17 protein-coding genes are annotated in these 18929 nt (G+C 36.2%); 8 read left to right on the plus strand and 9 right to left on the minus strand.

What is annotated here, in order from left to right; all coding sequences use genetic code 11:
* Positions 1–19 precede the first annotated feature (19 nt).
* The 5 genes from EK417_RS15175 to EK417_RS15195 form a co-directional block, all read right to left on the minus strand.
* The gene (locus tag EK417_RS15175; protein WP_136522623.1) at positions 20–2221 is read right to left on the minus strand and encodes a reprolysin-like metallopeptidase; all 2202 of its coding nucleotides are present in this window, start codon (positions 2219–2221) and stop codon (positions 20–22) included.
* A 399-nt stretch (positions 2222–2620) separates the two neighbouring features.
* Positions 2621–3811 carry an ADP-forming succinate--CoA ligase subunit beta gene (gene sucC / locus EK417_RS15180; RefSeq protein WP_045500844.1) on the minus strand — a complete coding sequence of 397 codons (1191 nt, stop codon included), beginning with the start codon at positions 3809–3811 and terminating at the stop codon, positions 2621–2623.
* A 207-nt stretch (positions 3812–4018) separates the two neighbouring features.
* A complete protein-coding gene (locus EK417_RS15185) occupies positions 4019–4405 on the minus strand; it encodes a DUF423 domain-containing protein (RefSeq protein WP_076595801.1) in 387 nt (128 codons plus the stop codon).
* A gap of 1 nt (position 4406) precedes the next feature.
* The gene (locus EK417_RS15190; RefSeq protein WP_076595800.1) at positions 4407–5477 is read right to left on the minus strand and encodes a hypothetical protein; all 1071 of its coding nucleotides are present in this window, start codon (positions 5475–5477) and stop codon (positions 4407–4409) included.
* Positions 5478–5643: 166 nt separating this feature from the next.
* Entirely contained in the window at positions 5644–6972 is a 1329-nt protein-coding gene (locus EK417_RS15195; protein WP_110368002.1) for a hydroxymethylglutaryl-CoA reductase, degradative, read from the minus strand.
* A 156-nt stretch (positions 6973–7128) separates the two neighbouring features.
* On the opposite strand from EK417_RS15195, the gene EK417_RS15200 reads away from it, so the two are divergent.
* Together EK417_RS15200 and EK417_RS15205 are read left to right on the plus strand one after the other, a co-directional pair.
* Positions 7129–8388 (plus strand): putative DNA modification/repair radical SAM protein, encoded by a 1260-nt coding sequence (locus EK417_RS15200; protein ID WP_110368001.1) that lies wholly within the window; start codon positions 7129–7131, stop codon positions 8386–8388.
* 175 nt (positions 8389–8563) lie between these two features.
* The gene (locus tag EK417_RS15205; RefSeq protein ID WP_136522624.1) at positions 8564–9322 is read left to right on the plus strand and encodes a TIGR03915 family putative DNA repair protein; all 759 of its coding nucleotides are present in this window, start codon (positions 8564–8566) and stop codon (positions 9320–9322) included.
* 387 nt (positions 9323–9709) lie between these two features.
* Here EK417_RS15205 and EK417_RS15210 read toward each other — a convergent pair whose 3' ends face one another.
* Positions 9710–10510, minus strand: coding sequence for a DNA alkylation repair protein (locus tag EK417_RS15210; RefSeq protein ID WP_136522625.1), 801 nt, complete (start codon positions 10508–10510; stop codon positions 9710–9712).
* Positions 10507–11145, minus strand: coding sequence for a peroxiredoxin-like family protein (locus tag EK417_RS15215; protein ID WP_110367998.1), 639 nt, complete (start codon positions 11143–11145; stop codon positions 10507–10509). The genes EK417_RS15210 and EK417_RS15215 overlap by 4 nt, the downstream gene beginning before the upstream one ends.
* Positions 11146–11240: 95 nt before the next feature.
* Here EK417_RS15215 and EK417_RS15220 point away from each other — a divergent pair, with 95 nt between their 5' ends.
* From EK417_RS15220 to gap, 4 genes are all read left to right on the plus strand, one after another.
* On the plus strand, positions 11241–11588 hold the full coding sequence (locus EK417_RS15220) for a winged helix-turn-helix transcriptional regulator (RefSeq protein WP_110367997.1): 348 nt from the start codon (positions 11241–11243) through the stop codon (positions 11586–11588).
* A gap of 69 nt (positions 11589–11657) precedes the next feature.
* Positions 11658–12536 carry a DUF4846 domain-containing protein gene (locus EK417_RS15225; RefSeq protein ID WP_136522626.1) on the plus strand — a complete coding sequence of 293 codons (879 nt, stop codon included), beginning with the start codon at positions 11658–11660 and terminating at the stop codon, positions 12534–12536.
* Between the two features lie 83 nt (positions 12537–12619).
* A complete protein-coding gene (gene pfkA, locus EK417_RS15230; RefSeq protein ID WP_076595792.1) occupies positions 12620–13606 on the plus strand; it encodes a 6-phosphofructokinase in 987 nt (328 codons plus the stop codon).
* Positions 13607–13638: 32 nt separating this feature from the next.
* A complete protein-coding gene (gene gap, locus EK417_RS15235) occupies positions 13639–14643 on the plus strand; it encodes a type I glyceraldehyde-3-phosphate dehydrogenase (RefSeq protein WP_076595791.1) in 1005 nt (334 codons plus the stop codon).
* A 73-nt stretch (positions 14644–14716) separates the two neighbouring features.
* Here gap and EK417_RS15240 read toward each other — a convergent pair whose 3' ends face one another.
* Both EK417_RS15240 and EK417_RS15245 read right to left on the minus strand, forming a co-directional pair.
* Positions 14717–15976 (minus strand): hypothetical protein, encoded by a 1260-nt coding sequence (locus tag EK417_RS15240; protein ID WP_110367995.1) that lies wholly within the window; start codon positions 15974–15976, stop codon positions 14717–14719.
* Entirely contained in the window at positions 15973–16395 is a 423-nt protein-coding gene (locus EK417_RS15245) for a hypothetical protein (RefSeq protein WP_110367994.1), read from the minus strand. Before EK417_RS15245 ends, EK417_RS15240 begins: the two co-directional genes overlap by 4 nt.
* Before the next feature lie 279 nt (positions 16396–16674).
* On the opposite strand from EK417_RS15245, the gene EK417_RS15250 reads away from it, so the two are divergent.
* The gene (locus EK417_RS15250; RefSeq protein ID WP_136522627.1) at positions 16675–17475 is read left to right on the plus strand and encodes a response regulator transcription factor; all 801 of its coding nucleotides are present in this window, start codon (positions 16675–16677) and stop codon (positions 17473–17475) included.
* Between the two features lie 71 nt (positions 17476–17546).
* Positions 17547–18737, plus strand: coding sequence for an oxygenase MpaB family protein (locus EK417_RS15255; RefSeq protein WP_228457945.1), 1191 nt, complete (start codon positions 17547–17549; stop codon positions 18735–18737).
* Positions 18738–18929 lie beyond the last annotated feature (192 nt).

Here is an 18929-nt window from a genome sequence, read left to right on the forward strand (position 1 = left end):
TTAAAAAGCGGTTTTTATTTTATTTGCTGATAATAAGTTTCTCTATATACTTCTTTCCATTCTGAACATTGACACTTATCAGATAGGTTCCGGCAGGAATATCAAGTACCTGAATTTTTACGAAACCTTTCAGATATCCTGTTTTTAATACCCTCCCTGAACTGTCCATCAGGCTGTACTGAGCCGTATCAGCTTCATCATCAAGCCTGATATTCACTTCCTCACGAGAAGGATTAGGATAAACAGCAAAACGACTAGCCTTTAGTTCTTTTTTTACAGTCAAAGCACTTTTAGTTATGGAAAAATTAGTTGTATTTACAGCATAATATATATTTCCAACAGCTTTTACCATAATTCTTGCGACACCTATATTTTCATTGGGGAAGTTCACTACAGCAGAGCCATTGTTAGGAACACTGTCAGCAAGAACAGTATCAAAGTGATAGCCTCCGTCTTTAGAAAGAAGAATGGTAACATACCTTGTATTTACAGCTCCGGTATTCGTACCTGCTACATCCCATTTTACGGTATTAGGGCCTGCAGTGTATGAACTTCCCATATGTGATGTCACTTTAAACGGGCCGGCATTCGTTACAGTTACTACCATGGCATCACGGGCAGTTTGATTTCCAGTTGCTCTGTTATCATTAACAAGCAGGGAGAAGTTCAGTGTTCTTGCAACATGAGGGGTAACTTCCCATATCGGAGTTAAATTATTAGATAGAACGGCTGACAGATGAGGAAAATATCTCATGTTCTCTGTTTTTGGCAATCTCGACCGATATACAGGGCCTGCAACATTGGAAGCCAGAGGCGGCTGCGTATTGTTCCGGCTATCATATTGCTCCCATAAATAGGTAAGCGGATCATTGTCAGGATCTGTTCCCTGCCCTGTCAGTACAAATGCAGTTCCTTTGGGAATAGAATAATCCAGACCAGCATTGGCAGTTGGAACCCTGTTAGTCATCCGTCTTTTTACAGAACAATCTGTATCTCTTGAAATTGAATAATACATTTCTCTTACACTGGCAGCATGAAAATAAGGATCACTATGCGGCTGGATGCTGTTCCCCCCGCATATTCCAGCATATCCCATAATGGTACTGCCGCTTCCCGGCTCATACGCCGTTCTGTTATTTACATTTCCTTTGCACGCTACAGTATTAGCTCTGAAGGTATGATTGGCTCCAAACTGATGTCCCATTTCATGAGCCACATAGTCGATATTAAAAGGATCATTGATGGGAGTACCGGATCCTGTAACTCCCTGTGCTTTCAATTGGGAACATATAACCCGCAGCCCTGCAATACCGCCACTGTTGACTCCAAAAACATGACCTATATTATAATGTGCAAATCCTATCACATTATTGATATTCTTTACATTCTCATTAAGCATCTTATCCTCATCTCCATTGGTGTAGGGATCAGTTGCCGGATTTCTGTAAATAAGAAGATGATTATTGGCAACCATGACCATTGTAACGGCAATCGTCTTTTCATACACTCCGTTTACTCTTGTCATCGTTGTAGCCATTGCCGCCATTGCTCCATGTATTGTACCTCCATGATATTGGGTATATTCTCCAGTAGCGGCTAATGCCAGTTTATATGTTCTGAACACCCCGTCTGAAACCATAGGTCTCCCGGCCAATGTACCACTCAAAGGCGGGTCAGTATCCAAAAGCTTATCGGCATCTTCCTCTATACCGCATTGAAAAGGGACTGAACTTTCCGGAAGATCTTTTCTCCTGTAACAAATAAAAGATTTATTATCTCTGGTAAAGGCATCAAGATAACTCACATCCCATCCGTTAAAATACATTACACTGATCCCTGTTTCCTGACTGATACTGAATCTGATCGTATTTTCCGGATTACTTTTCTGCCAACCTGTATAGGAACGGATGTCTGAAAATCTTTTCTGAAGCTCAGGCTCCATTACAGAAGCTTCCTGTACAATATAATCATGAAACTCTCCGCCAGCATCCGGAAATTTCAGAACTAAACCGTAATTCTCAGAAAATCGTGCGGGAGCTTTTTTCAGATCTTCCTTTATCTTTTCAAGATCCAGATGATATAGCGAAAAGACTTTAGGCATAATGTTTCTGGGTGCTAGTTCTTTTCCTTCCTCCCTTTCGGCTACTCTCCAGTAATTCTGCTGCCCGAAACTTAATACAGCAGCCAGCATGCTGAAAAAAATAAATGTTTTGTTTTTCATAGATTTTCAATTATTTGTGTTAAACAATTTTTATGTTCTGCATAAAGCATTTAAATACAAAATAAATAGCTCTTTGCAGGTCTTAAAATTTCTTATAAATACGACATTCACAAATAAATACAACCAATTAAGAATAAAAAACATTTTTATTGATAAATTAATTTAATTATACAGCAGAATTAATAATGTATATTTTTAATTTTACAATAGCATCATATTTTTATGAATTTAAAATGGACTATAGATTCTCCAAAATCTTCAATTTTATCCGCAAAAAGGTATTCAGCTCCACTTTTTTACATTCTATTTTCAAAAATTTATTATTTTCAGAAAACAAATAACCACAAAAAAACCGCTCCAAAAAATGGAACGGTTTCTATTTTATTTAAAAATTTTAGATTAAGCTAAAACTTCTTTTACTTTATTGGCAGCTTCTTCTAAAGTAATTGCAGAGTGTACCGGAAGACCAGACTCGTCAATTAATTTTTTAGCTTCTACAGCGTTAGTTCCCTGTAATCTTACGATCAATGGAACCGGAAGGCTACCCATAGCTTTGTAAGCATCTACAACTCCCTGAGCAACTCTGTCACATCTTACAATACCTCCGAAGATGTTGATCAGGATCGCTTTTACGTTTGGATCTCTTAAGATGATTCCGAAAGCAGTCTGTACTCTCTGAGCATCTGCAGTACCACCCACATCAAGGAAGTTTGCAGGGTTACCACCTGATAATTTGATGATATCCATAGTTGCCATTGCAAGACCTGCTCCGTTTACCATACAAGCAACGTTACCGTCTAGTTTTACGAAGTTAAGACCCGCTTCACCAGCTTCTACATCCATTGGATCTTCTTCTCTTGTATCTCTAAGCTCCGCTAAGTCTTTGTGACGGAACAATGAGTTGTCATCTAAAGTTACTTTAGCATCTACAGCGATAATCTTGTTATCAGAAGTTTTTAATACCGGGTTGATTTCGAAAAGAGAAGCATCAATTCCTGTATAAGCATTGTAAAGAGATGAAATAAATTTCACAAATTCTTTGAATGCATTTCCTTCAAGACCCAGGTTGAAAGCAATTTTTCTAGCCTGGAATCCCTGAAGACCGATAGCCGGATCAATCAATTCATTGTGGATCAAATGAGGAGTTACTTCAGCAACGTGCTCAATATCCATACCTCCTTCAGTAGAATATACGATTGTATTCTTCCCTTCAGCTCTGTCTAAAAGAATAGAAACATAAAATTCTTTAGTTTCAGATTCTCCAGGATAATAAACATCTTCTGCAATCAAAACAGAGTGTACTTTTTTACCTTCAGCAGAAGTTTGTGGGGTTACCAACTGCATTCCGATGATATTCTGAGCGTTTTCTTTAAGTTTATCCATATTTGGAGAAAACTTAACCCCCCCACCTTTACCACGACCACCCGCGTGAATCTGTGCTTTTACAACCCAAGCCTGTGCTCCGGTTTCAGCAGTCAATTTTTCAGCAGCTGCTACAGCTTCATCTACGTTGTTTGCTACGAAACCACGTTGGATAGCTACTCCATACTTTGATAAAATCTCTTTTGATTGATACTCGTGAAGATTCATATTATTTTTATTATTTTATTTTAATATTTAAAGGTTGACAAATTTACTAAAAAGACACGGAAGTTCAAGTTTATTGACTTAAAAATTAAAGTCTGACTGACTTGATTTTTAACATATCTATCTATTTTCCCCTATTCTTCCGCTAATTTCTCAGATTGAAGAGATTGAATGTTCGTATTAACCGTCTTCTTCTGTGAATTTTCATTCTTACATTCTGTTTTTAGCAAAATAAAAGATCAGCATTCCCCAGCTCAGGATCATCATCAGACCTCCAAGCGGAGTGATTGGGCCTAAAAATTTAAGGTTCACTCCCAGATAATCCTGCATGCTCAGGAAATAGATGCTTACAGAAAATAAAAGTGTTCCCGTAATCATTAAAATGGAAGTCCATTTTTCAGCAGAAGTTTCAAATTTTAAGATATAACCGATGATCAGCAGGAAAAAAGCTGCATACATCTGATACCTTACTCCTGTTTCAAAACTTTCCAGCCTTTCCACAGCTAATATTTTCTTTAAAGCATGTGCTCCGAATGCACCCAGGATTACAGACACCATTCCGTAAACCGCTCCAAAAATTAATGTGATTGTTTTCATTTTATAACTCTTCTAATTCTAGGGTTAAATATTTTTTTGTTTTATAATCCTGCCATGCCCCAACGATTTTGCTTCCTTTCAGATCGGCTTCTATTAAGGCCCTTGGTATCCATTCCTTAAGTTCCTCACTGTGATAATCATCTTCTGTGATGGAAAAATGGTCATGAACAAATTCTCCTCTCCAGTTGATTGGTTTTTTGTTCTTGTCATACCAATAAGTGGCTGAAAAGGAATCATCCTCATTAATTTCGCTAAACAAAACCGTAATAGGATATTTTCCGTCAATTTTTCCTTTATATAATTTATTTCCTGGACCTGTCTGCCCAATCTTTTCAGAACCTGATATCAGATTCTTACCATAAATACTCAGGTATTTCTCAAGTTCTTTATAGGTAAATTCCAGCTCGTGACTTCCCAAATCGTCCAATGCCTGCATGGCATGATTGGAACATCTACCTGCTACAAAAGTCAACTTATCCTTTCCAAAGTAATATCTGATACCAGCTAAAGTATGTTCCGTAAAACAGTCTTCATACATAGCGATCTGATCTTGAGTTTCCTCTTCAGGATTTTTCTCAGCTTTCAGCGTAACAAGAAAATCAGAAATTCTTTTTTTTACTCTTTTCTGAATAATTCCCTCAACAGTTTTCACTGAACCGGGTTGAAATAAATCTTTGGCATTAATAAAGTTTCCTGTTCTCAGATCAAAATTCTTCCAGATCAGAAAACCTTCCGGATAAGCACCTGAAGCTTCACCATCTATGGCAATACTAAGAATATTCTTAGGTGTTTCAATCTTATTCCAACTATAGAAATAAACATAGTTGGAATAAGAGTTTGTGGCTGTAGAAGCCAGTTTAAAAGGATTTCCACCTGAATTCGGAACATATTCCAGTTCATTGACCTGAAGAAATGTATTGATCTTATGGGCTACTGCAGGATTTCCTGTGTAAGTAACCACAGGAAACACGAAGTTTTCAGATTTAGGCTGCAGATCATTTATCTTTACATCTTTATACTGCGAAAAACTTAAACCAGAAATCAATAAGAAAAATACAATACTTTTTTTCACTATTTTGATTTTAAGTACATTAAAATGAACTTGGCAACCAATGTAGAAATTCCCAGTATGATAAACATATTGGCGAACTTCTTGGAGCTTCTGAAACCTTCATTGTCTGTTTTCTTCAGAAAAAATCCAAAAAGGAGAAATACTATGGGCAAAATGATCTGTAACATTAGTTCCCTCTCATTCTGTTAAATTCATTGATCACCTCGTGATGACTTACCGTCTTATCTTTAAAATAAGTCACAAAATGCAGTTTTTCTTCTTCTGTAGCGCCCAGTTGGTTCAGGATATTCAATAAGTGCATTTTCATATGCCCTTTCTGAATTCCTGTTGTTACGAGAGAACGTAAAGCACCAAAGTTTTGCGCAAGACCTGAAACTGCAAGAATACTCATTAGTTCCTGCGCAGAAGGTTTTCCAAGCAGCGCTAAGGAGAATTTTACCAAAGGGTGAAGGTTGGTAAGTCCACCTACTACTCCTACGGAAATTGGAAGATCTATCCAGAATCTGAAAACGCCGTTATCTGTAGTACAGTGGGTCAGAGATCTGTACTGTCCGTCTTTTGCCGCATAAGCATGAGCACAGGCTTCTGTAGCTCTGAAATCATTTCCGGTAGCAATTACAACGGCATCTACACCGTTCATTACTCCTTTATTGTGAGTGGTTGCACGGTAAGGTTCAATTTCTGCAATGGTGACTGCCTGTTTGAATTTAGAAGCAAATTCTTCAGGAGAAATTCCGCTATCGTCTTTTAAGTCTTCAATTTTACAGGAAACCTCAGCCCTTACGATACAGTCCGGTGTAAAGTTGGAAAGAATATTCATCACAATCTGTAGTGAATTCTTTTCTTCCTGGGTAAAATCTTCACTGGTAGCAACTTCCTGTCTCAGCGTTTTTCCGAACTGTTCAAGACATGAGTTGATAAAATTAGCTCCCATTGAATCTACTGTATCGAAGCTTGCTTTCAGTTGATAATAATTCGGCATTTCTGCGGTTTTATCCACCAGGCTGATATTTAAGATCCCACCTCCACGTTTTCTCATGTTGGCTGTGATATCTTCTGTTGTTTCGAATAATTTTTTCTTTAAACTGAAATTAAAGAAATGTAATAATTTGTGAGGTTCCACATTAAAAATAAAGTGGGTGTGTCCCAGTTTTTCAGTATTGATAATGGTTGTTTTGAAACCTCCTTTATCAATCCAGAATTTTGCAGCTTTGGAAGCAGCAGCTACCACTGAACTTTCTTCAACAGCCATTGGCAGTGCCAGCAGTTTTCCATCGATTAAAAAGTTCGGAGCAATTCCGTACGGCATATAAAAATTGGAAATGGTATTTTCAGAAAACTCTTCGTGAAGCTTCTGAAGGTCTGCATCATCATTCCAGTATTGTTTTAATATATTTTGATATTCCTGGTTTCCTTCCAGATATTCGTTTACGAGCCATTCGATTTTCCCCTGCTTTGGAAGCTTGGAAAAACCTTCTATTGGTTTATGATTCATGATATAAACTTTAATGAGCCGTAAATATAATGATTTTGAGACTCTTTTTTGTTGATAACTTCTATGAAAAAAGGTTGACATTTATCAATTTTGGAACTAAATTTGAACAAAATTAAATAACACTTCAGATACAAAACATATCAAATTATTTTAAATATGAATTTTGACCGTCTTAAAGAAAAGCTCGAAATCCTTGCTGATGCAGCAAAATATGATGTTTCCTGTTCATCAAGCGGAGGCACGAGAAAGAATAAAAAAGGAGCGTTAGGAGACAGTTCTGCAAGCGGGATTTGTCATACCTATACAGAAGACGGAAGATGTGTTTCCCTGCTTAAAATTCTGTTGACCAATCATTGTATCTACGATTGTGCCTACTGTGTTTCCAGAAGTTCTAATGATATCAAAAGAGCCGCCTTTACGGTAGAAGAAGTGGTAGATCTTACCATCAATTTTTACCGCAGAAACTATATTGAAGGTTTATTTCTGAGCTCAGGAATTTTCAAAAATGCAGACACTACAATGGAAAGATTGGTAAGGGTTGCTAAAAAGCTGCGTCTGGAAGAGAACTTTAATGGGTATATTCATTTGAAATCTATTCCGGGAGCAAGTGATGATCTGATGCAGGAAGCGGCTTTATATGCAGACCGTTTATCCGTCAACATTGAAATTCCTACGGAAAGCGGATTGAAATTGCTGGCTCCTGAAAAAAACAGACAGGATATGATCAGCCCTATGCGGTATATTCAAAAAGGAATTATTCAATATAAGGATGAAAAGAAAATTCTGAAAAAAGTTCCCAAGTTTGCTCCGGCAGGACAGTCTACCCAGATGATCGTGGGAGCAACCAATGAAAATGACTTACAGATCATTAAAGTTGCGGATCATTTTTATAAAAACTTTAATCTGAAAAGAGTCTATTATTCCGGGTATGTTCCGGTTTTGGAAGACCAGAGACTGCCTTCTTTAACCACGGAAGTTCCAATGTTAAGGGAAAACCGTCTGTATCAGTCGGATTGGCTGATGAGATTTTATGGTTTTAAAGCGGAAGAGATTTTAGATCCGAATGTTCCTTTCCTTGACCTGGAAGTAGATCCGAAATTAAGCTGGGCATTGCGAAATCTTCATCAGTTTCCGATTAACCTTCAGACCGCCGAATATCAGTTGATTTTAAGAATTCCCGGGATTGGAGTAAAAACAGCCCAAAAGATTGTCAGTGCCAGACGTTTTCAAATTTTGACCATGGATCATTTGAAAAAACTGGGAGCGGCTGTTAACCGGGCAAAATATTTCATTGATTTCAATGCAGGAAATGCTTATCTGAAATATTTAACGGATAAAAACTTCAGAAAGCTGCTGATAGGTGGAAGTTCGTCAAAGTTTCATAATCAGTTTTCACAACAGCTGACTTTATTTTGATTCTGATATTAAACACAAATAACACAAATATGTTCACGAATGACCACTAATTTATTACTTCGACTTAACAGCACATTTGTCATTCTGACGAAGGAAGAATCTCTTCAATTAACCAGATTCTTCACCTCATTTATCTCATTCAGAATGACAAACCAATTAAATTTTAATTAAAAACATGACAACTCTACTCTACGATGGCAGCTTTGAAGGCCTTTTTACTGCGATATTTGAAGTTTTCGAATACCGTTATAAAGATGTGGAGATTGCCAATAGAGACAGGTTTCATCAGGAAAATATTTTCGCAGAGATGCATGAAGTCATTACCCAACCGGATAAATCTGAAAGGGTTCTGAATAAACTGGAACAGAATATTGGAAAGCAGGGCATTTATCAACTTTTAAAAGTTTTTTTATCCGAAGATCCAAATCTGGAAAACCTCATCTTATCTGCGGTAAGGCAGTCTGTAAAACATCCGCAAAACAATATTCTGGAAAACTTTGCCGATTCTGATGTTTTAAAAATTTCAAAAATCTGCAAATCCGTGGATAGGGAAAGACACAGAATGACAGCTTTTGTGCGCTTTGAAAAAATGCAGGATGGTGTTTTTTTCTCCAAAACAGACCCCGACTTCAATGTTCTTCCTTTGATCAGAAAACATTTTAAAAACCGGTATCAGGATCAGAAATGGATGATCTATGATCTGCGAAGAAACTACGGACTTCTTTATGATCTGGACACCTGTGATTTTTTCTACCCTGATGAAAAAATTGACCTCCATCATTATAAGCAGAATTTTCATGATGAAGAAAAAAGTTATCAGGTGCTTTGGCAGCGATATTTTACAAAAACCAACATTGTAGAACGAAAAAATATGAAGCTCCATATTCAACATGTACCAAAAAGATACTGGAAATATCTGACGGAAAAATGGTAACCGCATTCTCAAAAATTTATAATATTTCCGTTGATTAAGCTGATTTATGAATCTAAATTTTGATTCAAAATATCATATTGTGGATAACTTTTTATTTCGGCTAAAAAACAGATCATTTCAAGTTATTTTCTGAAGTAAATTACTTAACACTCTCATTTTATAACAGATATAATTCACATTCATGTAAAACTCATATTGTGGATAACTTTTCTCAGTTAACATACCGTTAATATAAGATTTTTTTTCAACTTATTTTTATTCGGAATGTAGCTGAAATATTATGTATTCAATGATAACATAGGGTTGGGTACAATCAGTTAAAAATCTGAAAACACGCAACATATATACTAAAATACTGCTTTCATTTTTTTGATTTGTGGATAACTCTTACTTTTTAAGGGTTCGCAGGGCTTTCTTTATGATATACTGCGTCTCTTTTGTAGGACTTTCCCTAATCCATTCATCACAGATTTCCACTACAAATTCAGGCTGCGACTTGCTGGCATCATTCAGCCAGTTGCCAACACTATCCTGCACATATCGGGAAGAATCCGATCGTAAAGGATCCAAAATTTCCAGTCCGAGTCCGGGATTTTGTTTTAAAGCATCAATATGTTCACACCAGACTCCTCTTGGTCTTGTAGATTCGCTGGCAAAACGTCTTACATTTTCATTGTCATGAACTGTCCATTCTGATAAAAGTGATAAACTTTCCTCAAGATTTCTGGCGATATCCGGACGTACTGTCATCCAGCAGATTTCCCTTACTCCAAAATGAGAGTCGACAGCGAATGACTGGATTCTATCTAATTTTTCTTTAAGTTGTAAATCCTTATTCCTTCCAATAGTATAAGCAGCCCAGCAACGAACAAGATCTGCCTTATGAGCAGGTAATTTCAATAGAAATTCATCATCTTTATTTTTCACAGCAAGATTAAGCAAACCAATTCCTATTGTTTCATTAATAGAATTGACAGTTTGTTTTTTCAGTTTGTCTACATTATCTAAAACAGGCAGCAGGTATTCTTTGCGGTCATTCTGCAAAAGCAGATTTTCCAGCAGCAGCCTTTGATCTACAGCGAGCCATTCTGTAAGGTTGGCGGTTTCAATTTCTCCCCTGTTCAGCTGGTCCAGAATATCCGGTGGAATATCTTTGATGGATCGGGCTCCTTTTCTTTTTTCTGTCATAATGTCTGTATTAATTCTTCTATATCTACTCTATTCATGTAATTTACATCTAAAAATTTATATACAATCTTACTATTTTCATCCACTACAAAAACAGCAGGAACAGGTAATGTATTTTCTTTATTATTGTTGAAAAGAGAAAGATCAATTCCTAAGTTCTGATAATAAGGTAATACGAAATCCTGCAGCTGAAAAACAATACCCAGTTTTTTTGCAAAATCATTATTATGATCGGTCAGCACTTCAAATTCAAGATTATTTTTTTCAACCATTGTAAGAGAGTGATCAGGATTTTGAGGAGAAATGGCGACCAAAACAGCATTCTTTTCTTTTAATCTTGAGAGATTATCCTGCAAAAATTTCAATTCCAGATTACAGTAAGGACACCAGCTTCCTCTGTAAAAGGCCAGAATCATTTTTCCTTTTTTAAGAATTTGTGTAGAATGTATGTTTTCACCATAGGCATTAGGCAGTGAAAATTCCGGCATCTGCTGTCCAGCCTGAATACTGTTATCTCCCATATTTTTTGTTTTTAAATCTTCAACCGAGTTTCCGAATGCATTTAAAATGTCTTGCGGGAGTTGTGAAGAAAGTTCCTGATTCAATTGCTCAATCTGTATGGCCAGTGGATTCATTATTTTTAATTTATTATTTTTACAAAGGTCTAAAAGCCTTTAAGAATAGGCAATACCGCATATTTTTCACCCATAGGGATAAAAAAGTCAATTTTATGGAAACAAAGGGAAAAGCTGAAGAAAATAAAATATGTCCGTTGGAAGTTGCTGTTAATAGCATCAGTGGAAAATGGAAAATTCCTATTGTGTGGCAGATTAATGAAGGGAAAAAACGTCCCAGCGAGTTTTTACGCGGTATTGCAAAAGTAGACCGCAGAGTTTTGAATCAACAGCTGGCCGAGATGGTGGAAGATGGTATTTTAACCAAACAGTCTTTTAATGAACTTCCTCCTAGAGTTGAGTATACTTTGACGGAGCTTGGTGAAAAGCTTGTGGAAATCCTCTGGCAATTGAATGATTGGGGAAAATTATTGATTCCTGAGAACGAAGAGTCATTAAACTAGCAGATTTTCAGATTATATAGTGACAGATCTGTGAAAAAAAAATGATATTTGTGTCAACTAAAAAAACGCATGAAAAAAATTTTCACCGGAATCACAGTATTTTTAATTTTCACAGGCTGTATCAAAGAAAAGCCATCAGACCGTCTGTTGGAGGAGCCAGATAAGAATGAGCATTTAATTTCAGAAAATGCTTTAAAAATCAATAAAAATAAAAACACCATCCGGGAAAGATTTTCTCCTCCGGAAGGATATGAATGGATTGAAGAAAAGCCCGGTTCTTTCGGACATTTTATTGAAAATTTTAAGCTGAAACCCTATGGAAGTCAGATTTTAAAATATGATGGAGTTCCTATTTCTACCCAGCACCTTCATGAAGCTGTTTTTGATATTGATACCGGAAATAAGGATCTTCAGCAATGTGCTGATGCCGCTATCCGCATGAGAGCTGAATATCTTTATAAGTCGAAAAAATTTAACGAAATTAAATTTCATTTTACGAGTGGTGATCTTCTCAGCTGGAATGATTATAAAAACGGAACGAGAGCTTTGGTGAATGGAAATTCTGTTAGTTTCAGAAAAACTGCAGCCTTTGATGATTCTTATAACAGTTTCAGAAATTATCTGGATCTGATTTTTAATTATGCAGGAACCATTTCATTAAACAAAGAAACAAAGCCGGTAATGAGGAATTCTGATCTGAAAACAGGAGATATTCTGATCACACCGGGAAGTCCGGGACATATCGTTTTTATTTCCGGAGCCTGCCAAAATCAGAAAGGGGAAAGATTGTTTTTATTAAGTGAAGGATTCACCCCGGCTCAGTCGGTTCATATGCTTTCCAATCCATTCAACCCTTATTTTACGCCCTGGTACGAGCTTGACGTGAATGCTGCGGAAACGAAAACTGCGCGATATTTTTTTAAGCCTGCAAACTTCAGAAGCTTTTAATAATTTATATTCAAAACTATTGGAAACTTACTACGATAATCTGAACTTGTTTTTGTAAATTTGTGTTCGAAATTTTTTACTTGATGAAAGAGAGTGCTGTAAAAAAGATTGCAGTTCTTACTTCAGGGGGTGACTCTCCGGGTATGAATGCGGCATTAAGAGCGGTAGTAAGAACCGCCAATTACTATAATATCGAATGCTACGGAGTGAGGGAAGGCTACAACGGCCTTATCAACAATGATTTCCTGAAAATGGGAGCCCGTTCCGTAAAAAATATAATCAACCAGGGCGGAACGATTCTAAAATCTGCCAGATCCGCTGAGTTCAGAACAAAAGAAGGCCGTCAGAAAGCTTACGACAACTGCGTAAAACTTGGGATAGACGGATTGGTATGTATTGGAGGAGACGGAACTTTTACCGGTGCAAAGATCTTTAATGAAGAATTCGGAATAAGGGTAATCGGTATTCCCGGAACAATCGACAATGATATTTTCGGTACGGATAACACCATCGGTTATGATACTGCTTTGAATACTGCTATGGATGCCATTGACAAAATCCGTGATACAGCTACTTCCCACAACAGGGTTTTCTTTGTGGAAGTAATGGGTCGTGATGCTGGTTTTATTGCTTTAAACAGTGGATTGGCAACAGGTGCTCTGGATATTTTAATTCCTGAGAAAAAAGACAGTATTGATGAGCTTTTCACGAAATTCAGGGACGCAGAAAAAACAGGAAAGGCATCAAGCATTGTGGTTGTTGCAGAAGGTGAAAAACTAGCCAATGTGTACGAACTTGCAGAAAAAACAAAACAGACATTTCCTGATTATGATATTCGTGTAGCGGTTTTGGGTCATATGCAGAGAGGAGGTTCTCCAAGCTGTGCAGACAGGGTTTTGGCAAGCCGACTGGGCTATGGAGCCGTAACCGGATTAATGGAAGGACAAACCAATGTAATGGCAGGAATGCGTTCCAACGATCTGACGTACACGCCAATTGAAGAAGCCATTAAAAAACATAATGAAATCAATAAAGATCTTTTACTGATTTCAGAAATTTTAGCAATCTAATTATTTTTATAATCTAATAAAAACAAACTATTATGTCAACAATTAAAGTAGGTATCAACGGTTTTGGTAGAATTGGACGTCTTGTTTTCAGAGCAATGACTGAAAGAGACAACATTGAAGTTGTAGGAATCAATGACCTGATCAATGCAGAATACATGGCTTACATGTTAAAATATGACTCTGTACACGGTATTTTCCCAGGTGAAGTTTCTGTAGAAGGAAATGATCTTGTAGTAAACGGAAAAAGAATCAGAGTAACTGCTGAAAAAGACCCAAGCAACCTAAAATGGAATGAAATTGGTGCAGATTACGTAGTAGAATCTACTGGTTTATTCTTAGATAAAGAAAGCGCTGCAAAACACATTACTGCAGGTGCTAAGAAAGTAATCCTTTCTGCTCCTTCTAAAGATGATACTCCAATGTTCGTAATGGGTGTAAACCACAAGGAACTTACTGATGATATCAAAATCTTATCAAACGCTTCTTGTACTACAAACTGTTTAGCTCCTTTAGCTAAAGTAATCCACGATAACTTCGGAATCGTAGAAGGTTTAATGACTACTGTACACGCTACAACAGCTACTCAGAAGACGGTTGACGGTCCTTCAATGAAAGACTGGAGAGGTGGTAGAGCTGCTCTAAACAACATCATCCCTTCTTCTACAGGTGCCGCTAAAGCAGTAGGAAAAGTAATCCCTTCACTAAACGGAAAATTAACTGGTATGTCTTTCAGAGTACCTACAGTTGATGTTTCTGTAGTAGATTTAACAGTGAGAATTGAAAAGGCTGCTTCTTATGACGAAATCTGTTCAGTAATCAAAGCTGCTTCTGAAGGTGAATTGAAAGGTATCCTAGGATATACTGAAGAAGCTGTAGTATCTCAGGATTTCGTAGGAGATAAGAGAACTTCTATCTTCGACAAAGATGCTGGTATCATGCTTTCTCCTAACTTCGTGAAACTTGTTTCCTGGTATGACAACGAAATGGGTTACTCTAACAAGTTAGTGGATATGCTTGTACACGCTGCTTCTTTATAAGCGATAATAAGTAATATAAAAAACCGTTTCACATTTTTGTGAGACGTTTTTTTTTATATTCATCCAGTAAAAACTATTTAAATAGACTAGAAAAACCAAAGTTAAAGCCACCAACTAGAAACATTTTTGCAGGATCAGAATAAGTTGTACTATTACCATCAAAATTACTTCCTACAGACATCTGAAATGTAAAACTGTCTGAGAGTTTGTACGCAAATGAAAAGGCTGTCCGAGAAGTATGATTTTTTAACATTGTATCTGGTTTTTCACTTAGATACCTAGATATATATTCACCAGAAATACTAATCCTATTATGAATCCATTGTAACTTACCTCCAAATTCATAATAATTCGAGACATCAGTTTGCTTTGCATTAAAAGTCATTCTTGAAACGGCAATAATATCAAAAAAATCGGATGACTCTTGATCTTTATTAATATTAAATCTGTATGAGGGAGTGATCCATATTGATGTTTTCGCACTTTTAAGCTGCTTCCATTGACTCTCTACGGCAAGACTTGCATTAGCGATGGCAAATTCAAGCATGAATCCTTCTCTTGTCAAAGGAAAAGTATATTTATTTATATCATTAACTACAATTTCTGACACATGTTTCAAGTTTTCACCAACACTTTTGATTCTCACAACATCATTTTCATCTAATGAATTACTACCAATCATCTGCCGAAGTAATAGCTTTATGATTTTTTTCTGCTCTCCTTCTATTAATTTAAAACTTCCGATGGAAAGAACTTCTTCTAGATAGGTATCAAGATCATCAATTCTTCCTCTTGTATTGATGGATTCAAGAATCTGCATAAGCGCCAATGAACTATAACTAGAGACATACCATTCCGTAAGTTTTTTTACTGTTTTTTTAGATGGCTTCCCTTGTACTAACTGCAAATGCATACCAACTCCAAATGCTGTACCCTTTTGTGCTCCTCCAAATGACAGAGTATCACTTGCCGAACTCGCAAATGAAAAAGTCAGGCTTCGTAAAAGATTATTTCCATAGTTGCTACTAAAAATATAATCGATATTCTCATAATTACTTTGATTCTTATTTTTTCCCCAATAATATGGTGAAGTTTCAATGGCAAAACCAGGTTGCAATTTTTCATTAACAACAGCTGAGTTTACACTTGCGAGAAAATCAGTTGGCGAATTAGGCCGCTGAATATTCTCTGGCTCAACTCCTAATACAACAAATGCAGGAGAAGATTTAAGCTGTAAAGTTGTAATATTATTTTCTAGAGCCTTATCTTGTGCTTTTATACCAGCAAATGCAATGAAAAGCACTAATAGATTTAAAATATATCCTCTTTTCATGATATTATGAATTTTATTAATGTAATAAATATAAAAGGGTTCTGAGCAGTGCTTTCAGCCACGAATTCATTCTCAAAATCCTCATCTTCTACTTCAAATTTTAATGTATATTTAATCTTACAAGGTAAACTATCTTTTTTAGCTCCATTTGAAAAGCGGGAAACATGAGAAAATAGTGCAAATCTTGCATTATTTAAATTCTTACAAAGTCCCAAGTCTTTTTTTACTATATCAGGAGTTGGATCAAAATCCTGAGGCAATCCTCTTAAATTCATTCCATGCATTAAATACATTTTCCATCCCTGTTCAAGAAGTTCTGTTTTTGTTGAAATAAATAACTTTTTGTTTTCATAATTAGGAGATATATTAAATTTCACATATTCTCCGTTATTCTCTATTTTGATTGGATTTTCATTCATGACACTTATTTTTTCAGGTTATTATTTATTAATTAAGAACTAAGACTTATCACATATTTTCAGTTAAGTCAAGATAAAAATCAAAATATAATTTTCATGATATTTAATTTTAAAATTACGTTTTTGAATTGTCTAAGCTTAGGAAAACAGGATATTCCAAAAATTAAGTTTCCATGGTCATTATTTTTAGTTAAAGCTACAACACTTACCTGCCACAAGAAATACCACAAAAGGGTGATTTTTTAACATAATTTTATTATTTTTAAGAAAACATTAGCCATGACGAAAAAACATTTGACCCACGCAAAAAGACCTCATCCCCTCATTAAGGTCTGGAATGACTATCCTGAAATTTTGCAGAACGACAGCATAATATTACCCGTTCCCAACATTGAAAATATAATCGGAGAAATTTTTGCTCCCGGGAAATTCTATTATTATGTCATTAATTTCACAGACAGTACTATCATCTGTAATCACGATGAAGATATTTTAGCAATACATGGTCTCCATAAACATCCTGTCCATCTGAAAGAAATTATAGACCTCATTCATCCCGACGACATAGAATTTGTGATGGAAGCCGAAAGAATGTCTATAGAAAAAATAAAAGAAATTGACGGTTTTGATTATCAGCAGGAACTGAAAACCAGCTACTGCTTCAGAATGAGAACTTCAAAAGGCAATTATGAACTGTTTCATCATCAGGCTTTACACACGTATAAAGATGAAAACGGCAGGCTTTTACAGGCAGTTAACATCCATACCAATATTGAACACATCACACACCAAAATTCTTATATTGTACTCGTCTCAGGCATTAACGGACGGGAAGATTTTCACCAGATGCAGTGGATAGAAAACAATAAATCTACTGAATCTACCCCTGTCATTTTTACAAAAAGAGAAGTTGAGATCATTAATTGTATTGCGAAAGGATACCCCACAGGAAGAATATCCAATCTGTTACATATTTCGGAAGAAACTGTTCGGACCCACAGAAAAAATATTCTAAGAAAATCAGACTGCAAAAACAGCTCGGAGCTGATCAAAAAAACCTTTGAATGGGGATATCTGTAGAAATCAATCATAATGCTGATAAATCTCACCAGCATATTTCAGCATAAAACTTGTATTTTTATAGTAAAGGAATGAACATGATACAACCGCGTTTTAAAGATGCTCCTCACTTCAGGAACTTTTGGGAATATGGTAATGGAAAGCAGCTTATAGAATTTTCCGGAGCAGAAGTAAGTTTTGAACATTTTGAAAAATTTTCTCCTTATTTTCATCATACCGATGAGGTTGGTGATGAAGTGGTAAAAAATGTTTATTTGACTAAAAAATTCCATGAAGCTTCCAGGGAGATTGAACATTACATCAGAAATGGTGTTTCTGAAACAGATTCAGTTCCTGAAAGTGTAAAAAAATTGTTCGGCCAAACGCAAAAAGTTCCTGAATGGCTGGATTATAATTTACTTAAAAGCGGTGCTGAACTCTGTATGAGAAGCAACCTTGATTCTTTGATTTCCCTGAGGGATTATTGTCTGATTGGTGGTTATGATTATGCCTACCTCAACAAACCTTTAATTGTTACTGAAGCTTTGAAAAAAGGGGCAGTGAAGCGTCTTTCTGAAACCTTGGATTTTTGGGTGAATGCTACCCGGTACAACGCACTGGAAATCCATGCAAAAGGTTATGAATTTGCGATAAAAACCCGTCTGATTCATTCCTACGCAAGACTTTCTATTAAAAAACATTATAAAAACTGGGATACAGAAAGCTGGGGAGATCCTATCAATTCATGGGATATGATGGCAACGTATATCGGGTTCAGTCTGGTATTTCTTCACAGCCTTCAGAAACTGGGAAATCGCTTTTCTATGGAAGAGGAACAGGGAATTTTTCATCTTTGGAAATATGTAGGTTATCTTTTGGGAATTCCGGAGCTGCTCCTCCCTGATGATAAGAAACAGGCAACGGAATATTTTTATTTATGGACTTCCGTTCAGCCACCTTCAGATAAAGATTCTGTTCTTCTTGCTCACTCTCTTTTAGATGAATCACTGGAAAATCCTATTCTAAAATTTGAATTTCAGAGAAAAAATCTGAAATATCTGCACGTCTGCTGTACCTGGTTTCTTCTGGATGATGAAGTTTGTAAAAGATTGCAGATTCCGGAAGTTCCTTACAGAAAGCTGTTTCCAAAATCTAAGATACTTTTCAACAAAATTTATGATCAACTTGTCAGTCGAAAATCCAGAATACAAAGAGGAAATAAAGATCAGATGAAAGTACTGGAAGATTATCTTAACATTACTAAGAATTCAAATTTTCATTAGGATAATAAGTCAGCAAGCCCGAAGATGGAGGCAGGAGGTTTCTATTGGACGATACCTCTTACTTAGTAAAAGTAATAAATTAAGTTCAATACATTTTACAAGCTTCAATAACTCCCTTCTTCCAGCTTCCAGCATCCTTTCTAATTAATAGTTATTATTTTTTTAATGCACTAATACCACATTCTGCATGTG

The sequence above is a fragment of the Chryseobacterium candidae genome (genome assembly GCF_004916905.1).
GTDB lineage: Bacteria > Bacteroidota > Bacteroidia > Flavobacteriales > Weeksellaceae > Chryseobacterium > Chryseobacterium candidae.

Coding starts and splice junctions, on each gene's coding strand:
- EK417_RS15220 (WP_110367997.1), top strand. CDS start 11,241: ATGGAAACAAAGGGAAAAGCTGAAGAAAATAAAATATGTCCGTTGGAA.
- EK417_RS15240 (WP_110367995.1), bottom strand. CDS start 15,976: ATGAAAAGAGGATATATTTTAAATCTATTAGTGCTTTTCATTGCATTT.
- EK417_RS15225 (WP_136522626.1), top strand. CDS start 11,658: ATGAAAAAAATTTTCACCGGAATCACAGTATTTTTAATTTTCACAGGC.
- EK417_RS15200 (WP_110368001.1), top strand. CDS start 7,129: ATGAATTTTGACCGTCTTAAAGAAAAGCTCGAAATCCTTGCTGATGCA.
- sucC (WP_045500844.1), bottom strand. CDS start 3,811: ATGAATCTTCACGAGTATCAATCAAAAGAGATTTTATCAAAGTATGGA.
- EK417_RS15205 (WP_136522624.1), top strand. CDS start 8,564: ATGACAACTCTACTCTACGATGGCAGCTTTGAAGGCCTTTTTACTGCG.
- EK417_RS15250 (WP_136522627.1), top strand. CDS start 16,675: ATGACGAAAAAACATTTGACCCACGCAAAAAGACCTCATCCCCTCATT.
- EK417_RS15245 (WP_110367994.1), bottom strand. CDS start 16,395: ATGAATGAAAATCCAATCAAAATAGAGAATAACGGAGAATATGTGAAA.
- EK417_RS15175 (WP_136522623.1), bottom strand. CDS start 2,221: ATGAAAAACAAAACATTTATTTTTTTCAGCATGCTGGCTGCTGTATTA.
- EK417_RS15210 (WP_136522625.1), bottom strand. CDS start 10,510: ATGACAGAAAAAAGAAAAGGAGCCCGATCCATCAAAGATATTCCACCG.
- EK417_RS15195 (WP_110368002.1), bottom strand. CDS start 6,972: ATGAATCATAAACCAATAGAAGGTTTTTCCAAGCTTCCAAAGCAGGGG.
- EK417_RS15215 (WP_110367998.1), bottom strand. CDS start 11,145: ATGAATCCACTGGCCATACAGATTGAGCAATTGAATCAGGAACTTTCT.
- EK417_RS15255 (WP_228457945.1), top strand. CDS start 17,547: ATGAACATGATACAACCGCGTTTTAAAGATGCTCCTCACTTCAGGAAC.
- pfkA (WP_076595792.1), top strand. CDS start 12,620: ATGAAAGAGAGTGCTGTAAAAAAGATTGCAGTTCTTACTTCAGGGGGT.
- gap (WP_076595791.1), top strand. CDS start 13,639: ATGTCAACAATTAAAGTAGGTATCAACGGTTTTGGTAGAATTGGACGT.
- EK417_RS15185 (WP_076595801.1), bottom strand. CDS start 4,405: ATGAAAACAATCACATTAATTTTTGGAGCGGTTTACGGAATGGTGTCT.